The 16,922-nt window shown below is 40.0% G+C and carries 14 protein-coding genes, 1 tRNA gene, 1 other RNA gene and 2 pseudogenes; 13 read left to right on the top strand and 5 right to left on the bottom strand.

The window, feature by feature from the left end:
* Window positions 1-546 precede the first annotated feature (546 nt).
* From A4H00_RS03290 to A4H00_RS03300, 3 genes are all read left to right on the top strand, one after another.
* Window positions 547-1,878, top strand: coding sequence for an ATP-binding cassette domain-containing protein (locus A4H00_RS03290; RefSeq protein WP_067087248.1), 1,332 nt, complete (start codon window positions 547-549; stop codon window positions 1,876-1,878).
* Window positions 1,862-2,851, top strand: coding sequence for an ArsR/SmtB family transcription factor (locus A4H00_RS03295; RefSeq protein ID WP_067087250.1), 990 nt, complete (start codon window positions 1,862-1,864; stop codon window positions 2,849-2,851). Before A4H00_RS03290 ends, A4H00_RS03295 begins: the two co-directional genes overlap by 17 nt.
* A gap of 300 nt (window positions 2,852-3,151) precedes the next feature.
* Entirely contained in the window at window positions 3,152-3,688 is a 537-nt protein-coding gene (locus A4H00_RS03300; RefSeq protein ID WP_067087251.1) for an STM3941 family protein, read from the top strand.
* A gap of 22 nt (window positions 3,689-3,710) precedes the next feature.
* Here the strand turns inward: A4H00_RS03300 and A4H00_RS12075 are convergent, their stop codons facing one another.
* Genes A4H00_RS12075 through A4H00_RS03320 form a run of 4 tightly spaced genes read right to left on the bottom strand, consistent with a single transcriptional unit; the run spans window position 3,711 to window position 6,791 of the window.
* Entirely contained in the window at window positions 3,711-4,454 is a 744-nt protein-coding gene (locus tag A4H00_RS12075; protein WP_067087254.1) for a 16S rRNA (uracil(1498)-N(3))-methyltransferase, read from the bottom strand.
* Window positions 4,455-5,399 (bottom strand): 50S ribosomal protein L11 methyltransferase, encoded by a 945-nt coding sequence (gene prmA / locus A4H00_RS12080; RefSeq protein WP_067087256.1) that lies wholly within the window; start codon window positions 5,397-5,399, stop codon window positions 4,455-4,457. It lies immediately after the preceding gene.
* Between the two features lie 10 nt (window positions 5,400-5,409).
* On the bottom strand, window positions 5,410-6,318 hold the full coding sequence (locus A4H00_RS03315; RefSeq protein ID WP_067087259.1) for a GIY-YIG nuclease family protein: 909 nt from the start codon (window positions 6,316-6,318) through the stop codon (window positions 5,410-5,412).
* 2 nt (window positions 6,319-6,320) lie between these two features.
* On the bottom strand, window positions 6,321-6,791 hold the full coding sequence (locus A4H00_RS03320) for a DUF3013 family protein (RefSeq protein WP_067087262.1): 471 nt from the start codon (window positions 6,789-6,791) through the stop codon (window positions 6,321-6,323).
* 85 nt (window positions 6,792-6,876) lie between these two features.
* Here A4H00_RS03320 and A4H00_RS03325 point away from each other — a divergent pair.
* The 10 genes and pseudogenes from A4H00_RS03325 to glf all read left to right on the top strand — a co-directional run bounded on the left by A4H00_RS03325 (window position 6,877) and on the right by glf (window position 16,008).
* A pseudogene (locus A4H00_RS03325) lies at window positions 6,877-8,162 on the top strand (replication-associated recombination protein A).
* A 99-nt stretch (window positions 8,163-8,261) separates the two neighbouring features.
* A non-coding RNA gene (ssrS, locus tag A4H00_RS03330) (6S RNA) lies at window positions 8,262-8,457 on the top strand.
* Window positions 8,458-8,462: 5 nt separating this feature from the next.
* Window positions 8,463-8,535, top strand: a tRNA-Lys gene (locus tag A4H00_RS03335).
* Between the two features lie 524 nt (window positions 8,536-9,059).
* On the top strand, window positions 9,060-10,604 hold the full coding sequence (locus tag A4H00_RS03340) for a quinol oxidase (RefSeq protein ID WP_067087265.1): 1,545 nt from the start codon (window positions 9,060-9,062) through the stop codon (window positions 10,602-10,604).
* 150 nt (window positions 10,605-10,754) lie between these two features.
* Window positions 10,755-12,965: an anaerobic ribonucleoside-triphosphate reductase gene (nrdD, locus tag A4H00_RS03345; RefSeq protein WP_067087268.1), complete on the top strand. Its 2,211-nt coding sequence runs from the start codon at window positions 10,755-10,757 to the stop codon at window positions 12,963-12,965.
* Entirely contained in the window at window positions 12,943-13,080 is a 138-nt protein-coding gene (locus A4H00_RS12005) for a hypothetical protein (RefSeq protein WP_099092152.1), read from the top strand. Before nrdD ends, A4H00_RS12005 begins: the two co-directional genes overlap by 23 nt.
* A 151-nt stretch (window positions 13,081-13,231) precedes the next feature.
* Complete coding sequence (locus tag A4H00_RS03350) at window positions 13,232-13,735, top strand: GNAT family N-acetyltransferase (protein WP_067087269.1); 504 nt, start codon at window positions 13,232-13,234, stop codon at window positions 13,733-13,735.
* A gap of 3 nt (window positions 13,736-13,738) precedes the next feature.
* Window positions 13,739-14,248 carry a GNAT family N-acetyltransferase gene (locus A4H00_RS03355; protein ID WP_067087272.1) on the top strand — a complete coding sequence of 170 codons (510 nt, stop codon included), beginning with the start codon at window positions 13,739-13,741 and terminating at the stop codon, window positions 14,246-14,248.
* Window positions 14,245-14,841, top strand: a complete 597-nt coding sequence (gene nrdG / locus A4H00_RS03360) for an anaerobic ribonucleoside-triphosphate reductase activating protein (RefSeq protein WP_067087275.1) — start codon at window positions 14,245-14,247, stop codon at window positions 14,839-14,841. Before A4H00_RS03355 ends, nrdG begins: the two co-directional genes overlap by 4 nt.
* Before the next feature lie 61 nt (window positions 14,842-14,902).
* Window positions 14,903-16,008 (top strand): annotated as a pseudogene (glf, locus tag A4H00_RS03365) (UDP-galactopyranose mutase).
* 417 nt (window positions 16,009-16,425) lie between these two features.
* Here the strand turns inward: glf and A4H00_RS03375 are convergent.
* Window positions 16,426-16,767 (bottom strand): DUF1033 family protein, encoded by a 342-nt coding sequence (locus A4H00_RS03375; RefSeq protein WP_067087279.1) that lies wholly within the window; start codon window positions 16,765-16,767, stop codon window positions 16,426-16,428.
* Between the last annotated feature and the right edge of the window lie 155 nt (window positions 16,768-16,922).

Raw genomic sequence — 16,922 nt, forward strand, 5'->3', positions numbered from 1 at the left:
AGCGGACGAGAAGTTAGAAACGTTGCACTTATTTTTGCAATTTATCATAAAAAATATTGACAAAAGTTAAATTTTGTTTTAATATTTAAGTGTGGATTTAACTTTGTCGACTTTAGAATATCTTTAATCACATTATTTAAAGGAGTACTGCTATGGTAACGAAACAAGACGATGTCATTATCATTATTATTGTAAAGAAATAAACGAATCATTTTTTGGTTAGATCTACATTCAGGCAGCGTTAACAGTCATTTTTAATTCTGCCTATTTTTAATTGGAGTACAAAATGAAAATCTATAAATATAAACATGTTCCAACAGCAATTCTTTCAACAGTCGTTTTCTCCTTGCTAAGTGTTTTATTGTCTTACTCGTTATCTCTATTAGTGGTTCAAAATCAGCAAAAACTGCTGCATAACTTCCTCATTGTCTTTTTATATATGCATTGCATTCCTTCTCTTTATTTTGGAATCTTAGATCAGTCGCAAAAGCTGAAACCCATCTGCAAGACACCTTTGCCCAACAGGCTGACATTCATTTTGCAAGTATGAATTTCGAAACTTTTAAAGCAAAAGACCACGGAGAACATTTATCTCTATATATTAATGATATTCCAAAAATGATTGAATTAACGCTTGATAAGTATATTTCGCGTATTAAAATGGCAACTACTGCTTTAGGGAGCTTTTTTGCTTTAATGACTATACATTATTCACTTGCTCTAATAGCAATTGTTGCATTTCTACTAATGTCATTTGTTCCGAAACTTTTTCAATCTAAACTCAGAAACTATATTTCTGGATTGCAAAACGAAAAAGCTATTTACACGAGTAAAATGAGAGAGCTTTTACAAGGTTACACGACTTTTTTTGAAAATATCGCCTTTTCAATATTCTTTAAAAAATCAACTATTGCAACAAAGAAATATACAGATTACCAACTCAAAACTCAAACCTTTACAGCATCGATGAGTGCCTGCCTTACCTTTGTCAATGGTTTCGTATCAGCTATTGCAGTAGCTTATGTTTCTTATTTGGTTTTAAAAAATCGAGTAGAGGTGGGAGCACTACTTGCCGTTCTTTCTCTTATCCCTAGTTTCGGCAGTTCAGTTATTCAATTTTTGTCTGAGGGAGAATTTTATAAATCAGGACTGTCATTATTTAATGAAACCTTTCATTTTGCAAAAGGAAACTATAAGCTGCAAGATTCTTCAGATATTCAGATCAACGAGCATACAATATTAGCCTCTCCTTCTCCACTTTCTATATCTGTCAAAAATGTTAGTTTACCTTTCGAATCACAACTTTCATTTCCAAATTTGACATTTCTACCTGGTAAAAAATATGCTATAATGGGGGAAAGTGGTTCTGGAAAGTCTAGCTTAATTAAAGCAGTGATTGGAGAAATTGAAAACTACTCTGGTCAAATTCTTATCAATAAGGCTGTAAAGAAACCTTCTCAACATATTTTTAATAGTGTCAGTTATATGAATCAAGAAACTTTTTTATTTAATGATACTATTAAAAATAATATTGACTTACTAGGTAATATGACAGATGATGAAGTGCAAAACCTACTAAACAACGTGGGTTTGAATAACTTTTCTCCCAACTCGATTTTGCAGGAAAATGGGAAAAATTTATCCGGCGGTCAACGTCAAAGATTAGCATTTGCTCGTGCTGTTGCACGAAAAAAAGACATACTCATTCTAGATGAGCCGACCGCCAATCTTGATGCTCAGTCTGCCAGTACTCTTGAAAAGTTAGCAACTAAATCAGCTAAGACTGTTATTATGATAACCCATCGTATGAATGAAGAACTTCGTTCAACTATAGATGAGGTAATTACTATTAGGAGTAAAAATGAATCCCCACGATAAAATAGTAGACTTTTGTCTCTCTCTAATCTACGCAGGAAAAAATCTCGAGGACTATAAAGAATATAATGACGTTGTAAAAATAGTAGATAAGACGTATTTAAGTGAAATAAAAAAATATCAATTTTTTTTACAAAATAACACTAGATACATCGAATTTTTTGTCAATGAAGAATTTAATCTCCTATCTTATATATTAGTCGTTCAACAAATTACTAGCTTTGAAGAGCTGTCCTCGTTTCTAAGGGACGTCTCGAAAGATCAATTATTTCAAATCATTTCTACCCATATACTTGATAAGGAAACTAAATTTTCAACAAAAGATCTGTTGGACGTTTCGTTGGAAGAAAAAAATAAATGGAAATTAACCGAACTATATTACCATTATCCTCAAATCAAGAAAAAACTGTTGGAAATTATTGAACAATCGTGGAACCAATACTTACAAGTTGTTACAAATTTAGAAAAAGATTTTTATTCTAAAATCATTCAAGAAAAGAAACGACTTGCAGATAAATCTAGCGAGTTATATGCTGTCGTTTTTCAACATTATATTTCAGAAAACGACTATGCTTCTGCCCAAAACAACCATCTTTTATTAGTCTCATTCCAAAAGATACTTTTTATAAAACTTGAAAAAGACACTACTTTAGGATTAGGTCTCTTTACATATGATTATTTAAACTTTATTAAATCGATGAATTCTTACAGTCAGGAGAGTAGAGAAAAGTTTTTAAAGATTTTGGCAGACCCTACTAGATACGGAATCTTGAAACTAATTATTGAAGGAGTCTCGACAAATAAAGTAATCGCTAACAAATTTGGAATTTCTTCTGCAGCTGTGAGTTATCAACTGAAAAATCTGCTCGATAATAAAATTATCATTGTAGAACCTGGCGGTAGAAAATACTCACTGAATAAGGATTTACTAAAACAGATTATTTCAGGTATCGAGAAAGAACTATTTCTAGACTAACAAGCTAGTAATATACAATTTAGGCTAGATAGCATTCTAAAAAGGCATGAAATCAGGTACATCAAAACCTTCATTTCAGGACTTTTGTCATTTCCAATCTTTTACTTCGTTTTTCGTAAGCGTCCAATAACAAAATAGCTCGCCATCTTCTCACATCTGTTAGTAGAAAATAGAACTGGTGTTCAGCAAAGTGAGTTAACGACGTCAGATTTTGATTTTTGATGAGTATAAACCAAAAAGAAAAGGTTCAAACCCTATCTTTATGCTATAATAAATAAAAATACTCTAAAGGAGCAAGCTATGAATCAGCCAATCATTGTGACAAGCGAGAAAAGCCGCTATGTTTCATTGAGTGTTCTATCTTTCGTGATGACATTGCTGTCAAACTTTTGTATCTTTGCCTATTCCAATGAGTGGCACCTTTCAGTTCTGTCCTTGGTGTTCACTGTTTTTGGGCTGATTGGAGTTGTTTTGTTCGGCTGGTTCTTTGTATGTTATACAAAATGCGTCTTTGTTAAGCAACTCCCTCCCATTCTCGTTGTGGATGATAAGGGCATAACAGACAAGTCTTCTGCCATTTCGATTGGCTTTATTCCATGGGAGGATATTACTTATATCCGCCTCAAACCCCACCTCAATCAGACTTATATTTCTGTTACCCTAACAGACAACGACAAGTATTTGTCCAAAATGAACGTTTTTCAAAAATATAGTTCCAAGGCAAACCTCAAAATGGGCTTTCCTTTGGTCAATATCGTTTTGATGACTAGCAACCAAACTCCTCAACAGGTTTACTCTGCGATTCTTCATCAATACGGAGATAAGTTTATACAATAAAAAACTTGCAAGTGCAAGTTTTTTATTGTTGCATTTCTAAAGCAAAACTCACTGCCGACAGCGCATAAAGCGGAGCGGTTTCTGCCCTCATAATCCGTGGGCCAAGACCGACCTTACGGCCACCCTTCCTTTCAAATTGTGCCACTTCATCAGGCGACAAACCACCTTCAGGCCCAAAGATAAAGAGAATTTTTTCGCCATTAGAAAGGCTCGAAAGAACTTCTACCAAGGCCGACCGCTCCCCTTCCTTAGCTGATTCTTCATAGGCAATTAAAATGCGGTCAAACGAGTCCAATGCCGCAAGAAAATCCGTTTGATGAGCAAACAAAGTGACCCTAGGCACCCGATTACGCTTGCTTTGCTCTGCTGCTCCTAGGGCAATTTTTTGTAACTTTTCGACCTTTTTAACAAGTTTCTTACTATCCCATTTGACCACGGACCAAGCCGCTGGAAAGGCCCAGAGCTGATGTGCTCCTAGCTCTGTCGTTTTTTGGGCAAGAAATTCTAATTTGTCCCCTTTTGGAAAACCACAGGCAATCGTCACATTGACTGGTAATTCCACTTGGTCAGGTAAGTCCTCAAGGAGTTCAAATCGGTATTCTGCTTCATTGACCACGCGCGCCAAGTGCTTCACTCCATCGTCAAAAACCAAGACCACTTGATCACCTTTTGCCAAGCGCATGACCTGAAACATGTGCTTGATTGTGTCCTTATCTTCAATCGTCACAAGCGACATTGCTTCACCCTTTACAAAATACTGCTGCATCTAGCCTCCTATAACACCTGAGATATCCTGCGTTTTTTTCAACACAAGAGCATTCCATTCCCCTTGAATCATCTGGGTTTCCAAGAAAAAACCTGCACGATAAGCTGCTTCTAAGACCATATCCAACTTATCCGCAATAATCCCACTCATAATCAGATAGCCTTCGTCTTTCAGCAAGCGATAGGCATCATCTGTCAAATGCACCAGGATATCCGCCAAAATATTGGCTACAATAACATCCGCCTCAAGCTCTACGCCACGAAGTAGATCCCCTGTTTGTACCGTGATATTCTCTGTATCAGCATTCAAATCAATATTTTCCTGTGCAACCCGTACTGCAACCTCATCAAGGTCATAGGCATGAATCTCACCTGCACCTAGAAGAGAACTGGCAATCGATAGCACCCCACTTCCTGTCCCAACATCAAGCACACGCTCGCCACCTCGCAAGACTTGCTCTAAGGCAAATAAGCTCATCTTGGTCGTCGGATGCGTTCCCGTCCCAAAGGCCATACCAGGATCGAGCCGAATGACCTTCTCCCCAGCTGTCGCCTCATAGTCCGTCCAAGACGGCACAATCGTCAAATCGTGGGTAATCCGTGCTGGCTCATAATATTTCTTCCAGTTATCAGCCCAGTCTTCCTCTTCCAAGGACTGTTCCTCTAGACGAACCGTGTCTGGGTCTAAAAAGTCACTAACTTCTTTCAAGCGCTCAAGGAGGCTCTCCTTGACATCTTCAATTGCTAAATTTTCTGGATAGTAAGCAACAATCGTAATTCGATCTGACTGTTCCTTTTCAGGTACAATTTCTCCGAACAAGTCCTCCTTGTCCACATAATCTGCCGTATCTTCAATCGCAACTCCCTGCGCTCCCAGCTCAATCAAGAGATTGGATACAATCTCCTCACCTTCTCGCTCAAGTTCTACTCGTAATTCCTGCCACATAGTCTCTCCTTTACTTGCTGATTTCTTGTTCCTCTAGTTCTTTCAAGCTCATACCTGCTTGATTTTTCCATTCTGTCCGTCCGTTCGCACTCATACCAAGCACAAACATAGCTGCTGTTGAAGCACTATTGAAAAGTTGATTTTGTTGCAAAATACCATCTTGAATCACATTCCTTTTCACCAACTCTTCTCTTAGTTCCTTCACCAATTCAGAAAGATGGGGAGCGTCAATCAGATCCACCATACTGCCTTTTAAGACGACAAACCCTTCCGCAGTCCGCTTACAGGTCGCTTGAATTTCTTGTTTGGATTTCTTTGTCTTTCGTTTCAAATGAAGTAGTTGCTCATCTTCCTGCTGTTTTTCAGAAAAGACAGACTCTTTGCGAATAATCGGTACAAATAGCTTATAGCCTAATGTTCCAATAATCATCGTCGTATATTCAATAATTTCGTCTAACTCCGCCTGCTTCTCTTCTGTCACATGACCTGGATTAGGCTCATTACCATTTTTAACGATAAATCGCCCAGCTTCCTTGGCAAGGTTGGTAAACGAATTTTCCAAATAGCTAATTTCAGTTGGCCCGAATGAATTGTTTTGCGTTGTTAAAATAATGACATCGTTGAAATAATCAGCATGAGAGTCTCTGGTATGCTCCTGCACACGCAATAAGACACCTTCCCCATTTTTTCGAGTGGTTGCTTGACCAATATACGTAATATCTTGTTGGGTCTCATCGTCCTTGCCAAACAAAAAATAAATGCCACTTTGTTTTAATTCGTCCCGTTCTTTGAGAGTCGCAAGTTGGATGCGAGGAATTTTATACAGGACTCCTGTCCAATTGGACAAGGTACACTTCATTCTCCCTGTAACATCTCCATCCATTAGAAAAATATTGATATTTTTACTACGATGATACATCTCTAATACCTCGGATAAGGGTGAAAATCCTTTTCTTGCAAAGCCACTCTGCCATTTTCAAAAGCCTCTTTATCCCAGACAATCGCAAATTCTTCTGCTTCTTCATCTGCCAAAAAGTCCATTAAATCATCCAGTCCTTTTTCAGCTGCTTCTGCCAAAAATCCGACAAAATAAGCCAAAAACTCACTGGATAACCCTTTTTTCTGCTCATAAGGAATCGTCGCTAAATACTCCTCTTCCTGAACAGTTGATTTTAGAGGATTATAAAATAAGACTGCCTCTTCAAAGAAGATATCTTCTGTTGTCCGATTTCCCTCATCATCAACTGTTTCAATACCTGCCTGATTTTCCACTTCTAACAGAAAAGCGACCTCCACCGCATGATTTTTCTTATCCCAATTGATTTCAAAATCGTATGGAAAATCCTTCTCCATGCTCTTATCCAACACATCTAAAAATCCGTACTTACTCATCTTGCCTCACTTTGCTGTATTTATGATAGAATATATAGATAAGTGTAACACAAAACCAGCCAAAAAGATAGGAGATGGGAAATCCATGATTGAGAATTTAGCACTGAGCATGCGTCCCAAAACCATTGACCAAATTATTGGCCAAGACCACTTAGTCGGAGAAGGAAAGATTATCCGCCGGATGGTCGAGGCAAAACGCCTGTCTTCCATGATTTTATATGGCCCACCAGGCATTGGAAAGACCAGTATCGCAAGTGCCATAGCAGGAACCTCAAAATACGCTTTTCGTACTTTCAATGCGACTGTTGACACCAAAAAGCGACTCCAAGAAATTGCAGAAGAAGCCAAGTTTTCAGGCGGTCTGATTCTACTTCTCGATGAAATTCATCGCTTGGACAAGACCAAACAAGATTTTCTCTTGCCTCTCCTTGAAAACGGCAATCTCATCATGATTGGTGCTACCACAGAAAATCCATTCTTCTCCGTGACACCGGCTATTCGCAGTCGTGTTCAGATTTTTGAGCTAGAACCACTTTCCAACGACGACATCAAAACAGCCGTTCAAATGGCTATTACTGATACTGAGCGTGGCTTTGATTTCCCGGTCTCTCTCGATGATGAGGCTCTTGATTTCATTGCAACCAGTACCAATGGGGACTTACGTTCTGCCTTTAACTCCCTTGAGTTAGCCGTCCTATCCACCCCGAGAATGAAGAGGGCGTCCGCCACATCACACGCGATACCATGGAAAATAGTTTACAAAAAAGCTATATCACCATGGATAAGAATGGCGACGGACATTACGATGTCCTCTCTGCTCTTCAAAAATCCATCCGTGGGAGTGATGTCAATGCCAGTCTCCACTATGCAGCTCGCTTGATTGAAGCTGGTGATTTACCAAGCCTTGCAAGGCGACTCATGGTGATTGCCTACGAAGACATCGGACTTGCCAATCCCGAAGCCCAAATCCACACGGTAACGGCCCTTGAAGCCGCTCAAAAAATTGGTTTTCCAGAAGCTCGCATCCCCATTGCCAACATTGTCATTGATCTCGCCCTGTCACCAAAATCAAACTCTGCTTATCTAGCCATGGATCAAGCAATTGCTGACCTCAAAAAAACAGGGCATCTTCCCATTCCACGGCATCTCCGGGATGGTCATTACAAGGGAAGCAAGGAGTTAGGCAATGCACAAGATTATCTCTATCCCCATAACTTTCCTGAAAAATGGGTTGACCAGCAGTATCTACCAGATAAATTGCGCGATAAGCAATATTTTTCAGCTAATGAGACTGGGAAATACGAGCGAGCACTCAAACTAACCCAGGAAAAAATTCAAGCATTAAAAAATCGAAAGCGTAAAAAACCTTGAGAGAGTAAGCCGAACACGTCTTTTTTTGACAACGCTTCCTTTTTTTCAAATTTTCTCTTGATTTTTTTCAAAAATATGGTAAGATAAATACATAGATAAGAACTGCTGTGGTATACGAATTCATACCTATGTGTTGACCGACTATTTTTGTATTACTAGGGAAACAAGAGTTTTCTAACAGTATGCAGGCCGTCTCACACGGAAGCGACTGAAGTTAGAAACGAGTTACCCACCTGCTACTTACTGTGCGGGATCAATACAATTCATGAATCACCGGTACCAATACAGCGTTTTTCTTTTCCTTCCTTAGCTCAGCTGGCAGAGCAGCGGACTCTTAATCCGTGGGTCGTAGGTTCGATCCCTACAGGGAGGATATATCTCCGAAAGCCTTGCACTGCAGGGCTTTTTTGATTGTAAATAGCAAATTTGCTCTACTTTTCCGTTTTCATTAAATTTTCAAGATTATTCTACAACCCTAGCGATTGCTTCACCTTCTCTATGTCCCTATAGCCTTTGGAATTACCCTATGACCACTGCTTTATGAAGATGAGGGATAGAGTTATATTTGTTCCTTGTCGATATTATACTCGTCAAAAATCAAAATCTGCCGTCGTTAACTCGCCTTGCTGAACTCTACTAGTTCTACCTTCGTTTTTAAGGACATGACTTGGTTTTTTCAGCCGGTTACCATTTTGATAGGCCGTAATCAAACAATTGACACAGTTTCTGCCTAGATCTACACAGGCTCTGCTTTTCTATTTTAAGCATTTTTCTAGTTTAACAGATAGGACTTCGACTGATAGTACAACTACTACAAGATACACGACAAGATAAGATGGAGAATGACAGATGTTGCGCTTTTTGATATAATGAAGTGATTATATCGAGGAGAATCCAATGGCAGAGACAGAAACAACATACAGTCGTTCAGAAAATTACTCACAGCATGTAAGAGGAGGGAAGCGCAGACGGCACGCACGTCAGCAGCAGGCACATTACGACCAGTCATTCAATGAGCGACTAGTGTCAACAAAAGTATGGCCCGCCTTTCTTTGGAGCCTAGTTGTAAGCGCTCTTAGTGTTGCTAATCCCTACTTAATGCAACTCGCAACAAATTTACAATCTCAGGATTTGTACGCTGGTATGGCGATGCAGGCCGGACAAAGTCCCTATGGGCAATTCTTTGGCACGAGTGGCGTTCTTTATTATTTAGTTACTTATATCGGCTCTTTTTTCGATACAACAATTGGATTAGCTGGGTTACAGTTTATCGCCTTGCTAGTAGCTGGTATCTACTTCTATAAGATTTCTGCTTATTTTAGCAATTCGTCCCAGGCGGCTACGAGTTTACAGCATTGGTTTTATCTATTTCTTTTAGCACTCAATTTTGGTGGTATTCAGGCTAGTCTGTTCGTCTTACCTGTTCTGTTCACCAGTTTGTGGTTGCTAATTCGCTATTTTGAAAATGCTGTGCGGGACGAAGCCTTCATTTTATACGGAATTGATGCAGCGATTGCTTTTATGATATATCCAAAAAGCAGTTTACTCTGGGTCGTCTCTGTCCTAGTGCTATTGGTTTACAATGCGACACATCATCAGATTGCAAGAGGGATTTATCAGGCCTTAGCCACTATCTTTGGATTTTTATTGATTGTTTATTCGGTAGGGTATTATACTTTTGAGGCTCAAATATTAGGTTCTGCCATTCACCAGACGTTTTTATATGAATTAGGGTTGAATTTCAGCTATGACGGTATTTTATGGACGGTTGCCCAAGTCGGTATCTTTCTTGTTTTATCAGGTTTTTTGAAGCATTTTATACAGACCGTAGGATCGCTGGAACAACATCGACATACCTATGTAAAAGTTATTGTACTGCTAACATTCTTTGTGCAATTATTCTTTGTTGTAGCAAGCGGGCATTTTGCAATTAGTCAGCTGGTCTTGTTCCTGCCCTATGGCTTTATCATGTCCTTGATTCACTACATGCCTGAAGATGATGATGCGTTTGATGACGATGAGGCTTATTCCTATCTTCGCTCAAGTTTCTACTTACCTCTTTTACTCTGCTTGTTCCTGTTTGTACAGCCTGCTATGACGTATTTTGTCGAAGGAGATTTGACGAAGGAGCGTGAGAGTCTGGCTCGCTACATCCGTAATAATTCCAAAAGTTCCGATACAGTATATGCCTGGGATGACAGTGCTCAGATTTATCTTCAAAGCAAGCGATTGTCCGCTGCAACTATCCTAACTCCAACGCCGTACTTGGATAGACAATCGAATCAAGATAGCCTGACATTTGATTTAAACAAAAACAAGGCCCGCTATATTGCGGTCAATCACCAAGTGGCCATGCTAGACAGCGTCCAAGAAAACTTGGAGGCAAATTATGAAAAAGTAGACTTAGGCACAAAACGACTCAGCTTATATGAGAAAAAATAGTGGAAATGATTGTGAAAGCAATCATTTTTTACTTTTTCTCTTATCCTATATATTGTGCTTTTGATAAAAAAACGATAAAACTCATACTAGATATTGAATTTCTGTTTGTGAAGTGATACACTATAGAAAGACAGAAAAGGAGAATACGAAATGGTAGTACAAGTAGAACAAATGATTGTGCCAGAAATTCTTGTTCTAAAGCGTGATGGGCGGACAGTAGTCTTTGATGCGGGAAAGATTTTTTCAGCTCTTAGTCGTGCTAATGCTGAGCTAGAGCAACCTTGTTCACAGGCGGTTCTTGAACACATTGTAGAAGCTGTACTCGAAGAAATTGGTCGCCGTTTTCATCAGGATATTCAAATTTATGAAATTCAGACCATTGTTGAACAAGAATTGCTAAAGGCACACTTGTATGAATTGGCAGAAGTTTATATTCAGTATCGGACCAGACGTGATTTTGAGCGTCATCAGGCGATGGACATTAATTTTTCCATTGAAAAACTCTTGAAAAAAGACCAAACGGTCGTCAATGAAAATGCCAATAAGGATAGCGAGGTCTTTAATACCCAACGTGATTTGACAGCAGGAATTGTGGGAAAATCGATTGGGCTCAAGCTCTTGCCAGCTCATGTGGCAAATGCCCACCAAAAAGGGGATATTCATTTCCACGATTTAGATTACAGTCCCTATACACCAATGACCAACTGCTGTTTGATTGATTTTAAGGGGATGTTGGCTAAGGGATTTAAAATTGGAAATGCAGAAGTGGAAAGTCCCAAGTCTATTCAGACAGCAACAGCTCAGATTTCGCAAATTATCGCGAATGTCGCCTCAAGTCAGTATGGTGGCTGCACAGCAGATCGTGTAGATGAGTTGTTAGCACCGTATGCAGAATTGAATTATCAGAAGCATTTAAAGGATGCAAGAGAGTGGGTCTTGCCTGAAAAGCAGGAAGACTATGCACGTGAAAAGACTAAAAAAGACATCTACGATGCCATGCAGTCCTTGGAATATGAGATTAACACCCTCTTCACCTCAAATGGGCAGACACCGTTTACTTCTCTAGGATTTGGCTTGGGGACTTCTTGGTTTGAACGAGAAATTCAACGGGCTATTTTACAAATTCGAATAAAAGGCTTAGGGAGTGAAGAGCGGACGGCTATTTTTCCAAAGTTGATTTTTACCTTGAAACGTGGTTTGAACCTAGAAGAAGGAAGTCCAAACTACGACATCAAGCTCTTAGCCTTAGAATGTGCAACGAAGAGAATGTATCCTGATGTTTTGTCTTATGATAAAATCAAGGAATTGACGGGCTCTTTCAAAGCGCCGATGGGCTGTAGATCGTTCTTACAGGGCTGGTTGGATGAAAATGGGGAAGAAGTCAATTCTGGTCGCATGAATCTTGGCGTGGTCACGCTCAATCTACCGCGGATTGCGATGGAGTCTGGTGGTGATATGGACACGTTTTGGGCTATTTTTGAGGAACGAATGGCGATTGCTAAGGATGCTTTAGTTTATCGCTTACACCGTGTCATGGAGGCACGGCCAGCCAATGCCCCTATTCTGTACCAATATGGAGCATTTGGGCAACGTTTGGGCAAAGACGATGAAGTCGGGCAGCTGTTTATCAAACGTAGAGCGACCATTTCCTTGGGCTATATCGGTCTTTATGAAGTTGCTACGATCTTCTATGGCAGTGAATGGGAAGGAAATCCAGCTGCGAAAGAGTTCACGCTTGACATTATTCGTGTCATGAAAGAGTGTGTCGGTACTTGGTCGGATGAATACGATGTTCATTTTTCAATCTACTCAACGCCATCTGAGAGTTTGACTGATCGTTTTTGTCGCTTGGATCGGGAAAAATTTGGTTTGGTCAAGGATATTACGGATAAGGAATATTACACCAATTCTTTCCATTACGATGTTCGAAAAAATCCAACACCGTTTGAAAAATTAGAATTTGAAAAGGCCTATCCAGAGGCAGGTGCGACAGGTGGATTTATCCACTATTGTGAATATCCTGTTTTGCAACAAAATCCTAAGGCCTTAGAAGCTGTGTGGGATTTTGCTTATGACCGTGTGGGTTATTTGGGGACCAATACCCCGATTGATCGCTGCTATGAATGCCATTTTGAGGGAGATTTCACACCGACGGAGCGAGGCTTTGAGTGCCCAAATTGTGGCAACAGGGATCCTAAAACAGTTGATGTGGTCAAGAGAACCTGTGGTTATTTAGGAAATCCGCAGGCACGGCCAATGGTAAATGGACGGCACAAGGAAATTGCCGCGCGTGTGAAGCACATGAATGGCTCAACCATCAATAGAGAAGGAGAAAAAGATGGGGAAATACCAGCTAGATGACAAGGGAAAGGCCCTTGTTGAACGTTACCACGAAAAACATTCGAAAGGTGGCACGACGAAAAAAGACAAGGTTGCCCAGTTACGGGAACAGTTTTTGAAAAAACAAGAGAAATAATAACAGAGGAGGGGCTAAAGCCCTTCTTGTATTATACTACCCTAAAAATGAAAATCTGACGTCGTTGCCTCACCTTGCTGAACGCTCGTTCTACCTATAGTTTTGTTGCCTAGTCAGATTTTGATTTTTAGAGAGCCAAAGGAGGAGAGCGATGGAGTTAAGACTACCAACCTTAGCAGATAAGGAAGCGATTTTAGAGATGATTGAGGAGTTTCGTCATCGTAATAGTCCCACGGATGGATTTTTTGCTGGGGAGAATTTTGCCTATGAAGAGTGGCTAGAAACCAATACTAATGCGGAAAGGGGATTAGGAATTCCAGAAGGATTTGTGCCGTTTATTCAGTATGTCTCCTTTGATGGGCATGGTCGAGCGTTGGGCTTTCTAAACCTTCGCTTACGGCTCAATGACAAACTTCTGCAACATGGTGGCCATATTGGTTATTGCATTCGTCCCAGCGAACGCGGAAAAGGCTATGCCAAGGAGCAGCTACGCTTGGGTTTGATAGAAGCGAAGGCTAAGGCTATTTCCCGTGTACTTCTGACTTGCCATGTGGACAATGAAGCAAGTCGCCGTACCATTCTTTCACAAGGTGGTCAGTTGGAAAATCAGGTTGGTAAAACGGAACAGTACTGGATTGACCTAGAAAGGGAGTAGGCCATGGAGTTAAGACGACCAATTTTACAAGACAAGCAAGATTTTTTAGATATGCAAGCAGAATTTGAGCGATTTGGCTCACGGGCGAGTGGTAATATTTACGCTTGGCAGAAGGCAGATGGTAATTTTGAAAGGTGGCTTGACTTGCTGCACCAACAAGAAACGAGGGATGTATTAGAAAGTGGGCTTGGTCCATTTGTCCTTTATTTATCCTACGAGGGTAATCGTCTGCTTGGCTTGTTAGCTCTTAGGACAACGAATACCCCTGCGGTACTGGGTGAATATGGCCATATTGGCTACTGCATTCGTCCTAGCGAACGCGGAAAAGGCTATGCCAAGGAGCAGCTGTGCTTGGGCTTGATAGAAGCGAAGGCTAAGGCTATTTCCCGTGTACTTCTGACTTGCCATGTGGACAATGAAGCAAGCCGGCGTACCATTCTTTCACAAGGTGGTCAGTTGGAAAATCAAGTAGATGGGACGGAACGGTATTGGATTGAGTTGGAGGAAGCATGAATCATCCAAAACCACAAGAGTGGAAAAGTGAAGAATTGAGTCAAGGACGAATTATCGACTACAAGGCCTTTAATTTTGTGGATGGAGAGGGGGTACGCAATTCCCTCTATGTCGCTGGCTGCATGTTTCATTGCGAGGGTTGCTACAATGTGGCAACCTGGTCTTTTAAGGCAGGAATTCCTTATACACAGGAATTGGAGGAGCAGATTATGCAGGACCTTGCTCAGCCTTACGTACAGGGCTTGACCTTGCTAGGTGGAGAGCCCTTTCTTAATACGGGGATTCTTCTTCCCTTAGTCAAGCGTATTCGCAAAGAATTACCTGAAAAGGATATTTGGTCTTGGACTGGCTATACTTGGGAAGAAATGATGCTAGAAACACCAGATAAGCTAGAATTACTCAGCTATATCGACATTCTAGTCGATGGCCGGTATGATCGGACCAAGCGCAATCTCATGCTGCAATTTCGTGGTTCGTCTAATCAACGGATTATTGATGTCCAAAAATCCCTAAGAGAGCAGCAAGTGGTGATTTGGGAGAAGTTGCAAGACGGTACCAATCACTATGAGCAGGTAGTACGAGAGGAAAAATAGACCAATTTTCTTCATAATTGTGATATAATGGTAGGGTTATTTTAGGGAAGAGAGTCAGGAAATGTACGATTATATTATTGTTGGAGCTGGACTATCAGGTGCTGTATTTGCTTACGAGGCGACCAAGCGTGGTAAAACCGTCAAGGTGATTGACAAACGAAACCATATCGGAGGCAATATCTATTGCGAGTCGATTGAAGGTATCAATGTTCATAAATATGGGGCGCACATTTTCCATACATCTAATAAGCGTATTTGGGATTATGTTAATCAATTTGCAACATTTAACCACTATATCAATTCTCCTGTTGCCAATTATCAAGGGAAATTGTATAATCTGCCTTTTAACATGAATACCTTCTATGCCATGTGGGGGACCAAGACTCCGCAAGAAGTGAGGGAAAAAATTGCTGAGCAGACTCAGCATTTGCAAGGTATAGAGCCAAAAAACTTGGAAGAGCAAGCCTTGAAATTGATTGGAAAAGATGTCTATGAACTATTGATCAAAGGCTATACGGAAAAGCAGTGGGGACGATCTGCGACGGATTTACCACCCTTTATCATCAAGCGTTTGCCAGTTCGTTTTACATTTGATAATAATTACTTTAATGACCGCTACCAAGGAATTCCAGAGGGGGGTACAATGTTATTATTGAAAAAATGTTAGAAGGCATTGAGGTTGAACTTGGTGTAGATTTCTTTGAAAAAAGACCAGAATGGGAGAGCCAGGCTAAAAAAGTAGTCTTTACAGGCATGATTGACCAGTATTTTGATTACAAGCATGGGGAATTGGACTATCGTGGACTACACTTTGAGCATGAAGTGTTGGATATAGATAATTTCCAAGGTAATGCTGTGGTCAATTATACCGAGCGCGAAGTCCCTTATACACGGATTATTGAACATAAGCACTTTGAATTCGGAAGGCAGGAAAAAACCGTTATTACCAGAGAATACCCAGCCGATTGGCAAAAAGGTGAGGAGCCTTACTATCCAATCAATGATGCGGAAAACAATGCTATTTTTGCCAAGTATGCAAAAGAGGCAGAAGCTATTCAAGACAGGGTCATTTTCTGTGGTCGTTTAGCAGATTACAAGTATTATGATATGCACTTGGTCATCGAACGGGCACTTGCAGTAGTTGAAGCAGAGTTTGCAAAATCGTAATAAAATACCAGATTGGAAATGCCCAGTCTGGTGTTTTTGTTATTAAGTAATAAAATGTATCTTCACGCTACGAAACATATCAGAAATAAAGTCATAATACTCTATTTACTACTTAGGGGTTACTTCAAATGTATCGTTTTTGATGGCTTTTGAGATTGGTATTGAATTTTTCTATTTGTAGCTCAGGAAATAGCTAAATAAGATAGCTATAGTATGTCATCAGCGAATAACAAGGTATTTCCCAAAAATACCAATCCCACTCGACCATGTTTTATCGTTGTAGCATATTCGTTTAAAAAATACAGCCAATTCTTCCTACGAACTAACAAGTACATTTCCAGAAAAACTTTTAGAGAAAACAGCAGGAACTTAAAAAGATAGAAAAGCACCTCTACTCCTCTGTACAGATGCTCTTTTTTACTTTAATTGACAAATTCGATGTCTGCTTGCCTCTTTTCGTCGCAAGCCTGTAGGCATGTTTTCTGCCACTTCCAATAATATTAATGAGTGATAATTTTGCAAATATTCATCACACTCATCACACCAATATTGATCTTGCGGATCCCAAAAGGCTGTCATCAAACCATTCTGGCTTTCCTTCATTGGAAAGTATTCAGAAAGACAGACCCACTGCCGTTGATAATCTTGCAAAGCTTCTTCGTAATTACTGTATTTACTAGTACTAATAATATTTTCTTCCCAGCCATCCAAGAACCACCAAGGCTCAAAATCACCATACATCCTAATCACTTGATACATCTCTTCACTCCCTTACGCTGACTATTATAGCGAATTTTCATACAGGAGAAAAAGAATTAGCTTGTGAAATTTATTCTACTTAAAAAACATCTCACTCAACCTCTCTATTTTTTGAGAGAAACTGAAGTGTGCAAGCAATGATATGAAATAATTAC

Origin of the sequence: Streptococcus marmotae, from assembly GCF_001623565.1 — a bacterium.
GTDB classification, from domain to species: domain Bacteria; phylum Bacillota; class Bacilli; order Lactobacillales; family Streptococcaceae; genus Streptococcus; species Streptococcus marmotae.

Bases quoted from the DNA above. Each gene is read 5' to 3' on its own strand.
- A4H00_RS03320 (WP_067087262.1), bottom strand. From the start codon at position 6,791: ATGAGTAAGTACGGATTTTTAGATGTGTTGGATAAGAGCATGGAGAAG.
- A4H00_RS03375 (WP_067087279.1), bottom strand. From the start codon at position 16,767: ATGTATCAAGTGATTAGGATGTATGGTGATTTTGAGCCTTGGTGGTTC.
- A4H00_RS03290 (WP_067087248.1), top strand. From the start codon at position 547: ATGAATTTCGAAACTTTTAAAGCAAAAGACCACGGAGAACATTTATCT.
- A4H00_RS12075 (WP_067087254.1), bottom strand. From the start codon at position 4,454: ATGCAGCAGTATTTTGTAAAGGGTGAAGCAATGTCGCTTGTGACGATT.
- nrdD (WP_067087268.1), top strand. From the start codon at position 10,755: ATGGTAGTACAAGTAGAACAAATGATTGTGCCAGAAATTCTTGTTCTA.
- A4H00_RS03295 (WP_067087250.1), top strand. From the start codon at position 1,862: ATGAATCCCCACGATAAAATAGTAGACTTTTGTCTCTCTCTAATCTAC.
- A4H00_RS12005 (WP_099092152.1), top strand. From the start codon at position 12,943: ATGGGGAAATACCAGCTAGATGACAAGGGAAAGGCCCTTGTTGAACGT.
- prmA (WP_067087256.1), bottom strand. From the start codon at position 5,399: ATGTGGCAGGAATTACGAGTAGAACTTGAGCGAGAAGGTGAGGAGATT.
- A4H00_RS03355 (WP_067087272.1), top strand. From the start codon at position 13,739: ATGGAGTTAAGACGACCAATTTTACAAGACAAGCAAGATTTTTTAGAT.
- A4H00_RS03350 (WP_067087269.1), top strand. From the start codon at position 13,232: ATGGAGTTAAGACTACCAACCTTAGCAGATAAGGAAGCGATTTTAGAG.
- nrdG (WP_067087275.1), top strand. From the start codon at position 14,245: ATGAATCATCCAAAACCACAAGAGTGGAAAAGTGAAGAATTGAGTCAA.
- A4H00_RS03300 (WP_067087251.1), top strand. From the start codon at position 3,152: ATGAATCAGCCAATCATTGTGACAAGCGAGAAAAGCCGCTATGTTTCA.
- A4H00_RS03340 (WP_067087265.1), top strand. From the start codon at position 9,060: ATGGCAGAGACAGAAACAACATACAGTCGTTCAGAAAATTACTCACAG.
- A4H00_RS03315 (WP_067087259.1), bottom strand. From the start codon at position 6,318: ATGTATCATCGTAGTAAAAATATCAATATTTTTCTAATGGATGGAGAT.